Annotated in this window: 17 protein-coding genes; 7 read left to right on the forward strand and 10 right to left on the reverse strand. The window is 48.7% G+C overall.

Going from position 1 to position 15,653, the window contains the following annotated elements; translation table 11 throughout:
- Positions 1 to 6 precede the first annotated feature (6 nt).
- The 3 genes from marB to marR are packed head-to-tail and all read right to left on the reverse strand — an operon-like array spanning position 7 to position 1,095.
- Complete coding sequence (gene marB / locus BGE37_RS21295; RefSeq protein WP_088541881.1) at positions 7 to 225, reverse strand: multiple antibiotic resistance protein MarB; 219 nt, start codon at positions 223 to 225, stop codon at positions 7 to 9.
- A gap of 31 nt (positions 226 to 256) precedes the next feature.
- Positions 257 to 640 (reverse strand): MDR efflux pump AcrAB transcriptional activator MarA, encoded by a 384-nt coding sequence (gene marA, locus BGE37_RS21300; RefSeq protein WP_000091199.1) that lies wholly within the window; start codon positions 638 to 640, stop codon positions 257 to 259.
- Between the two features lie 20 nt (positions 641 to 660).
- Positions 661 to 1,095 carry a multiple antibiotic resistance transcriptional regulator MarR gene (marR, locus tag BGE37_RS21305; RefSeq protein ID WP_000843424.1) on the reverse strand — a complete coding sequence of 145 codons (435 nt, stop codon included), beginning with the start codon at positions 1,093 to 1,095 and terminating at the stop codon, positions 661 to 663.
- 211 nt (positions 1,096 to 1,306) lie between these two features.
- On the opposite strand from marR, the gene marC reads away from it, so the two are divergent.
- Positions 1,307 to 1,972 (forward strand): NAAT family transporter MarC, encoded by a 666-nt coding sequence (gene marC, locus BGE37_RS21310; RefSeq protein WP_000885033.1) that lies wholly within the window; start codon positions 1,307 to 1,309, stop codon positions 1,970 to 1,972.
- Between the two features lie 24 nt (positions 1,973 to 1,996).
- Here marC and ydeA read toward each other — a convergent pair whose 3' ends face one another.
- From ydeA to ptrR, 3 genes are all read right to left on the reverse strand, one after another.
- A complete protein-coding gene (gene ydeA, locus BGE37_RS21315; protein WP_088541882.1) occupies positions 1,997 to 3,187 on the reverse strand; it encodes an L-arabinose MFS transporter in 1,191 nt (396 codons plus the stop codon).
- Between the two features lie 147 nt (positions 3,188 to 3,334).
- Positions 3,335 to 4,450: a putative protein YneK gene (gene yneK / locus BGE37_RS21320; RefSeq protein WP_088541883.1), complete on the reverse strand. Its 1,116-nt coding sequence runs from the start codon at positions 4,448 to 4,450 to the stop codon at positions 3,335 to 3,337.
- Positions 4,451 to 4,527: 77 nt separating this feature from the next.
- The gene (ptrR, locus tag BGE37_RS21325) at positions 4,528 to 5,409 is read right to left on the reverse strand and encodes a putrescine utilization regulator PtrR (RefSeq protein WP_105288419.1); all 882 of its coding nucleotides are present in this window, start codon (positions 5,407 to 5,409) and stop codon (positions 4,528 to 4,530) included.
- A 100-nt stretch (positions 5,410 to 5,509) separates the two neighbouring features.
- Here ptrR and sad point away from each other — a divergent pair, with 100 nt between their 5' ends.
- The 6 genes from sad (at position 5,510) to BGE37_RS21365 (ending at position 12,594) form a co-directional block, all read left to right on the forward strand.
- Complete coding sequence (gene sad / locus BGE37_RS21330; RefSeq protein ID WP_105288420.1) at positions 5,510 to 6,898, forward strand: succinate-semialdehyde dehydrogenase; 1,389 nt, start codon at positions 5,510 to 5,512, stop codon at positions 6,896 to 6,898.
- 63 nt (positions 6,899 to 6,961) lie between these two features.
- On the forward strand, positions 6,962 to 7,888 hold the full coding sequence (gene glsB, locus BGE37_RS21335) for a glutaminase B (RefSeq protein WP_000257402.1): 927 nt from the start codon (positions 6,962 to 6,964) through the stop codon (positions 7,886 to 7,888).
- On the forward strand, positions 7,888 to 8,247 hold the full coding sequence (locus BGE37_RS21340; RefSeq protein ID WP_001191038.1) for a DUF4186 domain-containing protein: 360 nt from the start codon (positions 7,888 to 7,890) through the stop codon (positions 8,245 to 8,247). Before glsB ends, BGE37_RS21340 begins: the two co-directional genes overlap by 1 nt.
- Positions 8,248 to 8,385: 138 nt before the next feature.
- Complete coding sequence (locus BGE37_RS21350) at positions 8,386 to 9,804, forward strand: sensor domain-containing diguanylate cyclase (RefSeq protein ID WP_123057346.1); 1,419 nt, start codon at positions 8,386 to 8,388, stop codon at positions 9,802 to 9,804.
- Between the two features lie 227 nt (positions 9,805 to 10,031).
- Positions 10,032 to 11,483, forward strand: a complete 1,452-nt coding sequence (uxaB, locus tag BGE37_RS21355; RefSeq protein WP_105272077.1) for a tagaturonate reductase — start codon at positions 10,032 to 10,034, stop codon at positions 11,481 to 11,483.
- 196 nt (positions 11,484 to 11,679) lie between these two features.
- Complete coding sequence (locus tag BGE37_RS21365; RefSeq protein ID WP_039021838.1) at positions 11,680 to 12,594, forward strand: bestrophin family protein; 915 nt, start codon at positions 11,680 to 11,682, stop codon at positions 12,592 to 12,594.
- Positions 12,595 to 12,597: 3 nt separating this feature from the next.
- Here BGE37_RS21365 and tam read toward each other — a convergent pair whose 3' ends face one another.
- Genes tam through lsrB form a run of 4 tightly spaced genes read right to left on the reverse strand, consistent with a single transcriptional unit; the run spans position 12,598 to position 15,651 of the window.
- Positions 12,598 to 13,356, reverse strand: a complete 759-nt coding sequence (gene tam / locus BGE37_RS21370; RefSeq protein WP_105288421.1) for a trans-aconitate 2-methyltransferase — start codon at positions 13,354 to 13,356, stop codon at positions 12,598 to 12,600.
- 56 nt (positions 13,357 to 13,412) lie between these two features.
- Entirely contained in the window at positions 13,413 to 13,703 is a 291-nt protein-coding gene (gene lsrG, locus BGE37_RS21375; RefSeq protein ID WP_000558527.1) for a (4S)-4-hydroxy-5-phosphonooxypentane-2,3-dione isomerase, read from the reverse strand.
- Positions 13,704 to 13,726: 23 nt separating this feature from the next.
- Positions 13,727 to 14,602 carry a 3-hydroxy-5-phosphonooxypentane-2,4-dione thiolase gene (lsrF, locus tag BGE37_RS21380; protein WP_000774178.1) on the reverse strand — a complete coding sequence of 292 codons (876 nt, stop codon included), beginning with the start codon at positions 14,600 to 14,602 and terminating at the stop codon, positions 13,727 to 13,729.
- Between the two features lie 26 nt (positions 14,603 to 14,628).
- A complete protein-coding gene (gene lsrB / locus BGE37_RS21385; RefSeq protein WP_072686653.1) occupies positions 14,629 to 15,651 on the reverse strand; it encodes an autoinducer 2 ABC transporter substrate-binding protein LsrB in 1,023 nt (340 codons plus the stop codon).
- Positions 15,652 to 15,653 lie beyond the last annotated feature (2 nt).

Raw genomic sequence — 15,653 nt, forward strand, 5'->3', positions numbered from 1 at the left:
AATAAATTACATAGCGTGTTGATTATAATAGGGCACGCCGAGCGCATCCGACTTATCACTGCCAGTACCCATGTGATTTAAATCAAACGGTGGTTGTTCCTGCGATGGGGGAACAACCACGACATTGGCACAGGAAGTAACAACCGGCTGCGTGGTTTGTTCCGCAAAGCTCTGCGCGGAGAAGAGAATAAGCGCAGTTACCATTGCGGATAAAAGTGGTTTCATGATTGCCTCAGTGACGTTGTCACGTTATCAACTAGCTGTTGTAATGATTTAATGGATGTAAAAAGCGCGATTCGCCCTGCATATTGGTCATCCGGTATTTATGTGGCGGAACATCAAAGTAATTTTTGAAGGTTCGGGTCAGAGTTTGTTGCGACTCGAAGCCATATCGTTCTGCCAGATAGAGTATCGGCTCGTTACTTTCCTTCAGCTTTTGCGCGATTTCCGTCATTTTACGGCTGCGGATGTATTGGCCTAATGAATGACCGGTTTCTTTTTTAAACATCCGTTGCAGGTGCCATTTGGAGTAACCCGAACGCTCTGACACTTTCTCCAGTGACAGTGGCGATTCCAGGTTATCCTCGATCCAGTCCAAAATGCTATGAATGGTAATAGCGTCAGTATTGCGTCTGGACATCGTCATACCTCTTTTTTTGTTTACGGCAGGACTTTCTTAAGCAAATGCTCAAGTGTTGCCACTTCGTCCGCCGTCAGGTTTTTTGTTAATTCTTGATGCAGGTCCTGGCCAACTAATTGATGGCATTGTTCACATATTGCCGCGCCGCTGGTGGTAAGTTTTACCAGTACGCCGCGCTTATCATTCGGGTTCGGCAACCTTTCCACCCAGCCTTTACAAACCAGGCGATCCAGCATACGGGTCAGCGCTCCCAGGTCGACCGACAACACTTTTTTCAGTTCAACCGGAGTAATACACGACGCGCAGCGGATAGAGCAGAGCACCTTAAACTGTGCCGCGGTAATATCCAGCGGAGACAGATACTCGTTAAGCAGGCGATCTTTCTTCTGATTAACCATATGGATTAAGCGACCCAATGGAATAATTTCATTGAACAGATCGCTGGTACTTTTCACATTAGTTGCCCTGGCAAGTAATTAGTTGCAGGGGATAATATTGCCCAGGCAAGTATAAGTCAAATGAATGAATTGACCGATGCCACGTTTTGCTAAATCGGTTCAAGTTTTGGTCAATGCGATTCAAGGCTAGCTAAAGAGTGACACTTTATCGTTGTTTACCCCTTATACTTTTCGCTGATAACCCAGATACACAGGATAACAACCACTAATGTTAGATTTGTTTAAAGCAATAGGCCTGGGGCTGGTGGTGTTACTGCCGTTAGCTAACCCATTAACAACTGTCGCGTTATTTCTTGGTCTGGCAGGCAACATGAACAGTGCCGAACGTAATCGTCAGTCGTTGATGGCCTCGGTGTACGTCTTTGCCATCATGATGGTGGCGTATTACGCCGGGCAACTGGTGATGGATACATTTGGCATTTCGATTCCCGGTCTGCGAATTGCAGGCGGCTTAATCGTCGCGTTTATCGGTTTTCGGATGCTCTTTCCGCAACAGAAAGCGATTGATTCACCGGAAGCGAAAAGCAAGTCGGAAGAGCTGGAAGATGAACCCAGCGCCAATATTGCCTTTGTACCTCTGGCAATGCCTAGTACCGCCGGTCCGGGAACCATTGCGATGATTATTAGCTCGGCGTCCACTGTGCGTCAGAGTTCAACCTTCGCTGATTGGGTTCTGATGGTTGCGCCGCCGCTGATCTTTTTCCTGGTGGCGGTTATTTTGTGGGGAAGTCTACGCAGCTCTGGCGCAATTATGCGGCTGGTGGGCAAGGGGGGAATTGAAGCGATCTCCCGTCTGATGGGATTCCTGCTGGTATGTATGGGTGTGCAGTTTATTATTAACGGCATCCTGGAAATCATTAAAACGTATCATTAAAAAAGGCCCGAATGGGCCTTTCAACTATTGCGTCTGTTCTTCGAGTGTCACTGGCCAGCGGCGAAAAATGATGATTGACCATATTAACGCGGCAAAAGCAGGCACCGCGCCCACATAACCAATCATCGACATTGACCAGTGCAGACTGACCTGATTACCTACCAACGCGCCAGCGCCGATTCCAATATTAAATATTCCCGAGAATAGCGCCATCGCGACGTCGGTGGCATCTGGTGCCAGCGCCAGCACTTTAACCTGCATACCAAGCCCGATGATCATCATTGCGATCCCCCAGAAAATACTCAGCACCCCGAGGTGTATTTCACTGTTCGCCGAAGGTAGCAGCAGTGCGAGGCACACCAGCAACAACGCAATCGCCGTACTCACCAACGCAGACGCATACTGATTACCCAGTTTACCGAAAATCACGCTGCCAATAATGCCCGCACCACCGAGTAATAACAGTAATGCCGTGGCAAAGTTGGCGCTGAATCCCGCAATGTTTTGCACAAAAGGCTCGATATAGCTGTATGCCGTGTAATGGGCGGTGACAACCACCACAGTTAACAAATAAATGCTCATTAATGCCGGGCGGCGGAACAATAGCGGAAGGCTTTTCAACGACCCTGAATGCTCGCTGGGGAGTAAGGGAAGTAACTTAATCAGGCACAGAAGGGTGATAAATGCCCCGATACCGATCGCGAAGAAGGTCATACGCCAACCGAAATACTGCCCCACAATGCGCCCGAGAGGTAAACCTAATACCATCGCCAGAGCTGTACCGGTGGCAATTAAACTCAATGCCTGTGCTCGCTTTCCGGCCGGAGCCATACGGATCGCCAGAGACGCCGTAATCGACCAGAAAATCGCATGTGCAAAAGCCACACCAATGCGACTGATCACCAGAACGGTAAAGCTCCACGACAAAAACGACAGTACGTGGCTGGCAATAAACACCACAAACAGGCAGATCAGTAATTTGCGGCGTTCAACCTGGCTTGTCATTAGCATAAAAGGCAATGACATTAGCGCCACTACCCATGCATAAATGGTTAACATGATACCGACTTGAGCGGTTTGCATATGGAAACTTTGTGCGATGTCAGAAAGCAGGCCAACAGGGACAAATTCGGTAGTATTGAAGATGAAAGCGGCGACTGCCAGCGTAACGACCCGTAGCCACGCCACTTTGCGGGAAACAGTGTTTGTTGTCATAACAGATTATCGGGTGAGTTGCGAAAAGTAATGAAATGATCTTAAAACGGTTAATGATGTGAATACAATGCATTTGTGATCTAGATCGCATTTCCATCTCTCTGACGGTTGTTCTGTCACGCGTCAGAGAGTTGTTAACATCACATTTTAATGACGATCAGGAAGGTCTGGCGTTTTGGTGGCTGATGGTAAAGGTGGCCTCACAGGGGAACGAGGCCTATTGTCCAGTAGTTCTTCGTTACTAATTTTGGGCGGAATTTCATTTTTTACAAAAAGTTTTAAAATCTTGCGTGCCATACGATGGATACTTTTATCTTCACTTAATAATGCCGGTATCAACACATCATTCAGGTCATTTTCATTAGGTTTCATAAAAATTTGAAAGTGCAATAACATATTTGTAAAAAATAAGAATAGACTCTGAAAGTGAGGTATTTCTTTGTTTGATAAAAGCGATAAAAAGCAGATACAAACTTCAGGTAGTACTTGTTTGTTAGAACCTAATGAATCCATGAGGTTTTGTAATAACTCCTCTTTTAATGGGTTATCCTTTATGTCGTAGATGGCGGTGATTAAGTTTGGGTTTTTATTCGCGAACCACCTGTGGACCTGCGGCTTATTCCATAGTCGGGGGAGTATGACAAAATTACCACGAGAGATAAAGTTCAGTACGAATAAATCAAACTGACGTAAGTAATCTGCAGCGGTATGATGCTCAGGAGGAAGAGGTTCAATATGTGGAGTATGAGACCTTTTGATGGGGACGCCGGGGCTGATCATTGGAAATTGTTCAATAAAGTCATTAAGAAACAGAAAGAGCACACGCTCGACGCCGGTCTGAAAGGCCCGACCCATAGTGACAGGCTTTGGGTCGGGAGCACAATAAATATTAATTTCCCCATCGTGGCGAAAATTATCTAAATAAATAGGGCTTAAATTTATTACTACCTGAAATTCAATGTTTTCTTTATGTCTTCCATTCTTAACAGGATAAGTGAGTTTAAATTGAACCTTTTCATTGTATAGCGTGTCGTTATCTCGGAAAGTTGTCCTCTGTATATAAGATAGGTTATCAAGATTATTGAATATCTTTTTGGTGTTTGAATTGATGTTTAAAGACGTACGCCACTCCTCATCACATATTATAATGCTGAGCGCATCAATAAAATCCTTCAAAACTTCTTTTACCTGAGGTGCAATATTGCGAACGGGAAAATCATCAGGAAGTGAGATGAAATTGCTGATGCTTACTGGCGTAACCATATTTGCCCCATATAGTCATAAGTCATCGGAACATCACTATATAGAGCATATGAGCTGCAAGAACTATCAAAAATAGCTCATTGGGAAGACTGTTTTGCTGAGTCAGGCACATCGAGCAGTTGAATAAACGCTTCAAGAGGACGTGTTTTCGCACCGCGGCGCCAGACCAGCCAGGTTGTTAACCAACGCCATTGCTCAGCCAACGGCCACGCTTCAACCTGGTGATGCCCCGGCATACTTTCCAGCATTGAGCGTGGGATAAGTGCAATGCCCGCACCCGCAACCACACAGGCTAACATACCGTGATACGACTCCATTTCATGGATGGTCCCCGGCGCTGCACCGTCGGCATGAAACCAGCTTTCAAAGTGGCGACGATATGAACAATTGGCACGGAATGCATAAATGTTACAGCCATTAACCTGACTGGCGCGGGTTACTGGTGCATGTCCTTGTGGCGTGACAATCATCAACTCCTCGCGGTACACCGGTATCCCGTCAATGGCAGTATGGTTAATGGGCCCATCAATAAACGCCGCATTCAGTTTTCCCTCCAGCACCCCTTCCAGCATAGTGCCGGAAGGGCCGGTGGAAAGTGAAAACTGAATTTTGGGATAACGACGGTTAAATTCCGCCAGCGTGGGCGGAATGCGCACTGCAGCGGTGCTTTCCAGCGAACCAAGAGAAAATAAACCTTGCGGCTCATCGCCAGCGACAACGCTCCGCGCTTCATCCACTAACGCGAGAATTTGTTGGCTATAGCGTAAAAAGTTATGCCCGGCAGGCGAGAGACGTAAACGCTGATTCTCGCGAATAAACAGATCAACCCCCAGTTCTGTTTCCAGCTGGCGTAGACGGGTAGTGAGATTCGACGGGACGCGATGCACTTTTGCTGCAGCCTGGGTAATGCTGCCAGCTTCGGCAACCGCGTTGAACATCTCCAGTTGGGTCAGATCCATGGCATTCTCAATTCGTGAATAAGTGGCTTAATATTATTCATTTTCAAGCAAGAGTAAATCTGCGTATCTTTTTACCATAACCCATAAAGGAGATACCCCGATGACCATTACTCCGGCAACCCATGCAATTTCGATAAATCCTGCCACTGGTGAACAACTTTCTGTGCTGCCGTGGGCTGGCGCTGACGATATAGAAAACGCACTTCAGCTGGCGGCAGCAGGCTTTCGCGACTGGCGCGAGACAAATATAGATTATCGTGCTGAAAAACTGCGTGATATCGGTAAGGCTCTGCGCGCCCGTAGCGAAGAAATGGCGCAAATGATCACCCGTGAAATGGGCAAACCGATCAACCAGGCGCGTGCTGAAGTGGCGAAATCGGCGAATTTGTGTGACTGGTATGCAGAACATGGTCCGGCGATGCTGAAGGCGGAACCTACGCTGGTGGAAAATCAGCAGGCGGTTATTGAGTATCGACCGTTGGGGACGATTCTGGCGATTATGCCGTGGAATTTTCCGTTATGGCAGGTGATGCGTGGCGCGGTGCCCATCATTCTTGCAGGTAACGGTTACTTACTTAAGCATGCGCCGAATGTGATGGGCTGTGCACAGCTCATTGCTCAGGTGTTTAAAGATGCCGGTATCCCACAAGGCGTATATGGATGGCTGAATGCCGACAATGACGGTGTGAGTCAGATGATTAAAGATTCGCGCATTGCTGCAGTCACGGTGACCGGAAGTGTTCGTGCGGGAGCGGCTATTGGCGCACAGGCTGGAGCGGCACTGAAAAAATGCGTACTGGAACTGGGCGGTTCGGATCCGTTTATTGTGCTTAACGATGCCGATCTGGAACTTGCGGTGAAAGCGGCGGTAGCCGGACGTTATCAGAATACCGGACAGGTTTGTGCGGCGGCAAAACGCTTTATCATCGAAGAGGGAATTGCTTCGGCATTTACTGAACGTTTTGTAGCAGCTGCGGCAGCCTTGAAAATGGGCGATCCACGTGATGAAGAGAACGATCTCGGACCCATGGCTCGCTTTGATTTGCGTGATGAGCTACATCATCAGGTAGAAAAAACTCTGGCTCAAGGTGCACGTTTGTTACTGGGCGGGGAAAAGCTGGCTGGGGCAGGTAACTACTATCCGCCAACGGTTCTGTCGAATGTCACACCAGAAATGACTGCGTTTCGGGAAGAGATGTTTGGCCCCGTTGCGGCAATCACTATTGCAAAGGATGCAGAACATGCGTTGGAACTGGCTAATGATAGCGAGTTCGGCCTTTCAGCGACCATTTTCACCACCGACGAAACACAGGCCAGACAGATGGCGGCACGTCTGGAATGCGGTGGGGTGTTTATCAATGGTTACTGTGCCAGCGACGCGCGAGTCGCCTTTGGTGGCGTGAAGAAGAGTGGCTTTGGTCGTGAGCTTTCCCATTTCGGCTTACACGAATTCTGTAATATCCAGACGGTGTGGAAAGACCGGATCTGACGCTACATATTCAGCTCTGATATACTCGCAGGTCTTTTCAGACCTGCGGTCCAGGAGTAGAAAGTGGCAGTCGCCATGGATAATGCAATTTTAGAAAACATCTTGCGGCAAGTGCGGCCGCTCATTGGTCAGGGTAAAGTCGCGGATTATATTCCGGCGCTGGCGACGGTTGATGGTTCCCGGCTGGGCATTGCTATCTGTACCGTTGACGGACAGCTTTTTCAGGCCGGAGACGCACAAGAACGTTTTTCCATTCAGTCTATTTCCAAAGTGCTGAGTCTCGTTGTCGCCATGCGTCATTACTCCGAAGAGGAAATCTGGCAACGCGTCGGCAAAGATCCGTCTGGATCACCGTTCAATTCTTTAGTGCAACTCGAAATGGAGCAGGGTATTCCGCGTAATCCGTTTATTAATGCCGGTGCGCTGGTGGTTTGCGATATGTTGCAAGGGCGATTAAGCGCTCCTCGGCAACGTATGCTGGAAGTCGTGCGCGGCTTAAGCGGTGTGTCTGATATTTCCTACGATACGGTGGTAGCGCGTTCCGAATTTGAACACTCCGCGCGAAATGCGGCTATCGCCTGGCTGATGAAGTCGTTTGGCAATTTCCATCATGACGTGACAACCGTTCTGCAAAACTACTTTCATTACTGCGCTCTGAAAATGAGCTGTATAGAGCTGGCCCGGACGTTTGTCTTTCTGGCTAATCAGGGGAAAGCTATTCATATTGATGAACCTGTGGTGACGCCAATGCAGGCGCGGCAAATTAACGCACTGATGGCGACCAGTGGTATGTACCAGAACGCGGGGGAGTTTGCCTGGCGGGTGGGACTACCGGCAAAATCTGGCGTTGGTGGCGGTATTGTGGCGATTGTTCCGCATGAAATGGCCATCGCAGTCTGGAGCCCGGAACTGGATGATGCCGGTAACTCGCTTGCGGGAATTGCTGTCCTTGAACAATTGACGAAACAATTAGGGCGTTCGGTTTATTAATGCAGTCTCTCGATCCACTCTTCGCGCGTTTATCCCGTTCAAAATTTCGCTCTCGCTTTCGTTTGGGTGTGAAAGAGCGTCAGTATTGTCTGGAGAAAGGCGCGCCAGTCATCGAACAACATGCGGCGGATTTTGTCTCTAAACGTCTTGCTCCGGCATTACCGGCTAACGACGGTAAGCAAACCCCCATGCGCGGGCATCCGGTGTTTATCGCTCAGCACGCTACTGCAACCTGTTGTCGCGGTTGTCTGGCTAAGTGGCATAACATTCCGCAGGGTGTTTCGTTAAGCGAGGAACAACAACGTTATATCGTGTCGGTAATCTATCACTGGTTGGTTATACAGATGAATCAGCCATGATAATTGCGGAAAACGATAAAATAGCATTCCCAGGATATCTTTATTTGCCGCCGCTGTCAGCGAACATGCTATCCTTTATGAGAATTTACTTATTACGTTGAGATAATTGCCACCCGCAATTGTATGGACAGATAATTAATGCATGTACAGCCCATTTCAACTTTCCGTTTGTTCCAGGAAGGTCATCTGCTACGTAATAGCATCGCTATTTTTGTGCTAACCACGCTGTTCTATTTTATTGGTGCAGAGTTACGGCTGGTTCACGAACTTTCTCTTTTCTGGCCGCTGAATGGCGTAATGGCGGGGGTGTTTGCCCGCTATGTCTGGCTTAATCGACTGCATTACTATGCGATCAGTTATGTGGCAATGCTGGTTTATGATGCCATAACCACCGAATGGGGGCTGGTTTCACTGGCTATCAATTTCTCCAATATGATGTTTATTGTTACCGTCGCCTTACTGGTCGCGCGGGATAAGCGTCTGGGGAAAAATAAGTACGAGCCAGTAAGTGCCTTACGGCTATTTAATTACTGTCTGATTGCCGCATTATTATGCGCTATTGTCGGGGCGATTGGTTCGGTCAGTATTGATAGTCTGGATTTCTGGCCTTTGCTTGCCGACTGGTTCAGTGAGCAATTCTCAACGGGCGTGTTGATCGTGCCTTGTATGCTGACGTTGGCAATTCCTGGAGTGCTGCCGCGCTTTAAAGCAGAACAGATGATGCCCGCTATCGCGCTTATTGTGTCGGTTTTTGCCTCGGTAGTCATTGGCGGAGCGGGGAGTCTGGCGTTCCCGCTGCCTGCATTAATCTGGTGTGCAGTGCGCTATACGCCGCAGGTAACATGTCTGTTGACCTTTGTCACCGGTGCGGTGGAAATCGTACTGGTGGCAAATTCGGTGATTGATATATCGGTCGGTTCGCCGTTCTCCATTCCGCAAATGTTCTCCGCACGTCTCGGTATTGCCACGATGGCGATATGCCCAATTATGGTTTCTTTTAGCGTGGCAGCGATCAATTCGCTAATAAAGCAAGTTGCGCTGCGAGCCGACTTTGATTTTCTGACTCAGGTTTACTCACGGTCCGGTCTTTATGAGGCGCTGAAAAGTCCATCGCTGAAACAGACACAACATCTGACTGTCATGCTGCTTGATATCGACTATTTCAAAAGCATTAACGATAACTATGGACATGAATGTGGCGATAAAGTGTTAAGCGTGTTTGCCCAGCATATTCAAAAGATTGTCGGTGATAAGGGGCTGGTGGCGCGAATGGGCGGCGAAGAATTTGCTGTTGCAGTGCCCTCGGTGAATCCTGTCGATGGTCTGCTAATGGCGGAAAAAATCCGTAAAGGCGTTGAACTGCAACCGTTCACCTGGCAACAAAAAACGCTTTATCTCACGGTAAGTATTGGCGTCGGTAGTGGTTGCGCATCGTACCGAACGCTGACCGATGACTTTAATAAATTGATGGTCGAAGCCGATACATGTCTGTATCGCTCGAAGAAAGATGGGCGCAACCGTACCAGCACTATGCGTTACGGTGAGGAAGTTGTCTGACATCTTTATTCATGCAGAGCGATTTTAACGGAATGTGTTCTACCACTTTATTGAGCGAATAAAAGGCGTAGTTCCTCGATTAAACCATGATCCGCTCCACACTTTTCTCATAAAACTGCTCATTAATCATCAGGAGTTGATCAAAACAGGGGTTCGGCGTATTAAAGTTTGCTAACCTGTCGTACCAATTCAAACAGGTTGTATGACTAATCAGAAGGGAACCCATTGTGAAAACACTAAATCGTCGCGATTTTCCCGGTGCACAGTATCCAGAACGTATCATTCAGTTTGGTGAAGGTAACTTCCTGCGCGCCTTTGTTGACTGGCAAATCGATCTCCTGAATGAGCACACCGATCTGAATTCTGGCGTGGTCGTTGTTCGTCCGATTGAAACTTCATTCCCGCCGTCATTGAGCACGCAGGATGGTCTGTACACCACCATTATCCGTGGTTTGAATGAGAAGGGGGAGGCGGTCAGCGACGCGCGTCTGATTCGCTCGGTTAATCGTGAAATCAGCGTCTACAGTGAATACGATGAATTCCTGAAACTGGCGCACAACCCGGAAATGCGCTTTGTTTTCTCTAACACCACCGAAGCGGGTATCAGCTACCATGCGGGCGATAAATTCGATGACGCGCCAGCGGTAAGTTATCCGGCAAAACTGACCCGTCTGCTGTTCGAACGCTTTAGCCATTTCAACGGAGCGCAGGATAAAGGTTGGATCATCATCCCATGTGAACTGATCGACTATAACGGCGATGCACTGCGTGAACTGGTGCTGCGCTACGCGCAAGAGTGGGCACTACCAGAAGCATTTATTCAATGGCTGGATCAGGCTAACAGCTTCTGTTCTACGCTGGTGGACCGTATCGTTACCGGTTATCCGCGTGATGAAGTGGCTAAACTGGAAGAAGAACTGGGTTATCACGATGGTTTCCTCGACACCGCTGAACACTTTTACCTGTTTGTGATTCAGGGGCCGAAATCCTTAGCGACTGAGCTGCGTCTGGACAAATATCCGCTCAACGTGCTGATTGTTGACGATATTAAACCGTATAAAGAGCGCAAAGTGGCAATCCTCAACGGTGCACACACGGCGCTGGTGCCGGTGGCGTTCCAGGCAGGGCTGGATACTGTAGGTGAAGCGATGAACGATGCTGAAATTTGTGCATTCGTTGAAAAAGCCATCTACGAAGAGATTATTCCGGTACTGGATTTGCCTCGTGATGAACTGGAATCTTTCGCCAGTGCAGTCACCGGACGTTTCCGTAATCCGTACATCAAGCATCAGCTGCTGTCTATCGCGCTTAACGGTATGACCAAGTTCCGCACCCGTATCCTGCCGCAGCTGCTGGCAGGGCAGAAGGCAAATGGCACACTTCCGGCGCGCCTTACTTTCGCATTAGCGGCATTGATTGCGTTCTATCGCGGTGAGCGTAATGGAGAAACATATCCGGTACAGGACGATGCGCACTGGCTGGAACGTTATCAGCAACTCTGGAGCCAGCATCGTGACGGTGTTATCGGCACCCAGGAACTGGTTGCTATTGTATTGGCTGAAAAAGACCACTGGGAGCAGGACCTGACGCAAGTGCCTGGTCTGGTCGAGCTGGTTGCTAATGACCTGGATGCGATTCTCGAAAAAGGAATGCGCGAAGCTGTACGTCCGTTGTGCTAATACTCTGAACCCGGTTTCGACCGGGTTTCTTATTTCACTATATTAGTTACAACATCCTATTTGCCTTTATCATTAACAGGTGCCACATGCAGCACCTGTTAATGTTGTAAGCTTATAGGTAATTTGTAAGTAGTGTCTTGAGAATGTGATCGTAATCACGTTTAATAGGGCGACTTTTCCACGCCTGAAGATAACCATGATCGTTCGTCCACAACAACACTGGCTGCGCCGTATTTTTGTCTGGCACGGTTCAGTATTATCCAAGATATCCTCGCGCTTACTACTCAATTTTCTCTTTTCTATCGCTGTTATTTTCATGCTGCCCTGGTACACGCATCTGGGTATTAAATTTACCCTCGCACCATTCAGCATTCTCGGTGTCGCCATCGCCATCTTCCTTGGTTTTCGTAATAACGCCGGTTACGCCCGTTATGTTGAAGCGCGAAAACTTTGGGGACAGTTGATGATTGCCTCTCGGTCGTTACTGCGTGAGGTAAAAACGACATTGCCGGATTCGGCAAGTGTAAGGGAGTTTGCCCGGCTGCAAATCGCCTTCGCCCACTGTTTACGCATGACATTACGCAAACAACCACAGGCGGAAGTGCTGGCACATTATCTCAAGACTGAAGATCTTCAGCGTGTACTGGCTTCAAACACTCCAGCTAACCGTATTTTGTTGATAATGGGGGAGTGGTTGGCGGTTCAGCGCCGCAATGGGCAGCTTTCAGATATCCTGTTTATTAGCCTCAACGATCGGCTTAACGATATTTCAGCGGTTCTGGCAGGCTGCGAGCGCATTGCCTATACGCCAATTCCCTTTGCCTACACCCTGATTTTGCATCGTACCGTTTATCTGTTTTGTATCATGCTGCCGTTCGCGCTGGTCGTGGACCTGCATTACATGACGCCTTTTATCTCTGTGCTGATATCCTACACTTTTATTTCGCTGGATTGTCTGGCGGAAGAACTGGAAGATCCCTTCGGTACTGAAAACAATGATTTACCGCTGGATGCCATCTGCAACGCTATTGAAATTGACCTGTTACAGATGAACGATGAAGCAGAAATTCCAGCAAAAATTCTTCCCGATCGTCATTACCAGCTGACGTAATATTTACTCCGTACGCCGGGCAACAATAAACAGACGCGGAAATGCCAGCAGTATCTCTCCGTTCTCTTGCAGTGGATACTGCTCTTCCAGCATCTGATGGTAGCGCGTAAGAAAATGCTGCTGTTCGCTCTCGGTCAGATCCTGTAACCACGGACGTAATCCAGTGGCGCTCACCCAGTCAATAATCGCCTGGTGCGACGGCATCTGGTGATAGTAGGTGGTTCGCCAGATATCGACTTCACATCCGGCTTCGCTCAAAATATCGTAGTAAGCATGAACGCCAGCCAGCGGCTCACGCCCGCGATCCGGATAATTTTGTTCCCAGGCGACTTCGCGCATGAGCACATGGGTTGGCTCTAGCCAGTTATCCGGCATTTGTACCGCCAGCACGCCCTGCGGACTGAGTAACGAAACCAGATGAGGGAACAGTTCGTAATGGTCGGGCAGCCATTGCAGCGAGGCATTAGCAAAAATCAGATCGAGTGCCTGTTCCGGTTGCCAGTTGCGGATGTCTGCTTCCACGAACTGGCAGTCTGGCAAAGCACTGCGCGCTTCAGCAATCATCGCCGGAGACGAGTCGATGCCTGTTATCCTGGCCGCAGGCCAACGTTGATGTAGCAGGGCGGTGCTGTTACCTGGGCCACAGCCAAGATCGGCAACGTATTCGATATTCTCCAGCGGCACTCTGGCAAGCAGCTCCACCGCCGGACGCGATCGTTCAGCGGCAAAGTGCAGATATAAAGAGGGGTTCCAGTCAGACATATTTTTACTCCCGTCAGCGCGTTACCCCAATTGTAGATAAAACTGATAAATTCGCCTCACGGCATCAATCCATTGAACAGACGTTTTTTACGCGGCCCGGTCATTAAAGATTCCAGTTTTGCGACACAGGTTTTGTAGTGGGGCGTGGTTTTATGGAACGCCACTGCGTCTTCATCTTTATAAGCTTCGTAGATATAAAAGCGCGAATTCACTTCCGGGTCCTGTAAGACATCGAAGCGCAAATTGCCTTCTTCCTGTACCGAGCCCAGGTGGTTCTGGCGAAAAACTTCGATAAACTCGTCAACCTTGTCTTCATGAACGTTAATTTCAACCAGTGTGACGTGCATAATTCTTCTCCTTAAATCCGCAGTTACTGTTTTTCACTCAGATAGAGTTCATATGCCCGATCAGCCGTTTCGTTATGGTGTACCACCGCCTGTACGGCTTTCATCATCGCCACCGGATGGTCAGACTGGAAAATATTACGCCCCATATCCACACCAGAAGCGCCCTGATCGATAGCCTGCCAGCACATTTCCAGCGCCTCGCGCTCCGGTAATTTTTTACCGCCAGCAATAACAATGGGTACCGGACATCCGGCAACAATCCGTTCAAAACCTTTATCGACATAATAAGTTTTGATAATCTGCGCCCCCATTTCAGCGGCGATTCGGGTAGCCAGCGAGAAATAACGCTGATCGCGCACCATATCTTTGCCCACGCCAGTGACTGCCATGGTCGGCATTCCTACTTTCATTCCGGCATCGACCAGCTGAATAATATTTTTGATCGACTGATGTTCATATTCGCTGCCGATATAAACCTGCGCTGCCACCGCGCAACTGTTCAGGCGCACGGCGTCATCCATCGATAACGCCACGGCTTCATTACTTAATTCCGCCAGAATAGAGTTCGCACCAGACGCCCGCAGTACTACCGGCTTATTGGTCGCCGGGGGGACTACGCTGCGCAAAATGCCGCGCGTACACATTAATACATCGGCATGTTCAAACAGCGGGGCGATATTTATATCAATGCGTTCAAGTCCGGTAGTCGGCCCCTGAAAATAACCATGGTCAAAGGCCAGCATCACGGTTTTACCCGTTTTCGGATTAAATATCCGCGATAAGCGTGACTGCATTCCCCAATCCAGCGCACCGCAACCTTTCAGGGTAAAAGGGATATTTTGTTGCGGTTGATCGGTACGAAAATCTTTACCATCTTTAATATCGTCTAAATCTGCCATAACGTACTCCGGTTAAGTAATGCACATCAGAAATCGTATTTGCCGATATTCTCTTTGTTGAATATCACGCGCTCCGGTAACAGTACGATGCCATTACCATCCGCTTCGTAGTCATAGCCCTGAACGCTGTTTGGCGAGACTTCCACCTGACCTACGCCCTGGATATCCAGCTTGTCGCCCGTTTTCATTGATCCTTTTTTCAATAATGCATCCGCGACATAAACTGAAATTTTGCCTTGCTGAACCACATCCCACAGGCCAAATTCTTTCACCGTGCCGCGCTCTACATACGGACGCATCACGTTTGGCGTACTGAATCCGACAATCGCAACTTTGTCATTTTTCAGGTTTTCTGCGGCTTGTGCGGCAGCTGGCAGGGCATTGGCATCGGGGGCGATAATGGCGTCGAGATCGCTATACGCTTTTAATATTCCTTCTGCGGTTTGTAACGATTTAGTGGCATCGTTATAGCCAAACTGCGTAGTGACAATTTCCCAGCCTGGATGCTCTTTGGCGATTTTCGCTTTCGCTTCTTTCACCCACTGGTTTTGGTCCGTAACGGTGGGGCTTGAGTAGAAAAACGCGACTTTGGCTTTGTCTTTATTCACCTGACGCGCCGCCATATCCACCAACATACCTCCCAACTGGGTGGGCGTTCCCTGATTAATGTAGTAAGAGCGGCACTCCGGTTTAGTATCAGAGTCCCAGGTCAGCACTCTCACACCACGTTGCATGGCGCGTTTCAGTGCCGGACACAAGCCATCAGGCGAAACCGCAGAAACGATAATGGCGTTATAACCCTGATTGACGAAGTTATTAATCAACTGTACCTGACCAGAAACACTGGGTTCTGTCGGCCCGTCGTAGGTCACATCAACGCCCAGCTCTTTACCCGCTTGTTGTGCGCCGTTGCCACCGCTGGTAAAAAATCCCACGCCAACCAGTTTGGGAATAAAAGCAATACGCTCTGCGGCCTGCACATTCATAGAGATTGCGGCAATGCCAAGAGCGCTAAGTAAGGCGATTTTCTTAAAGCGATGAAGTGTCATGA

Source organism: Escherichia sp. MOD1-EC6300 (assembly GCF_002965045.1).
GTDB lineage: Bacteria > Pseudomonadota > Gammaproteobacteria > Enterobacterales > Enterobacteriaceae > Escherichia > Escherichia coli_F.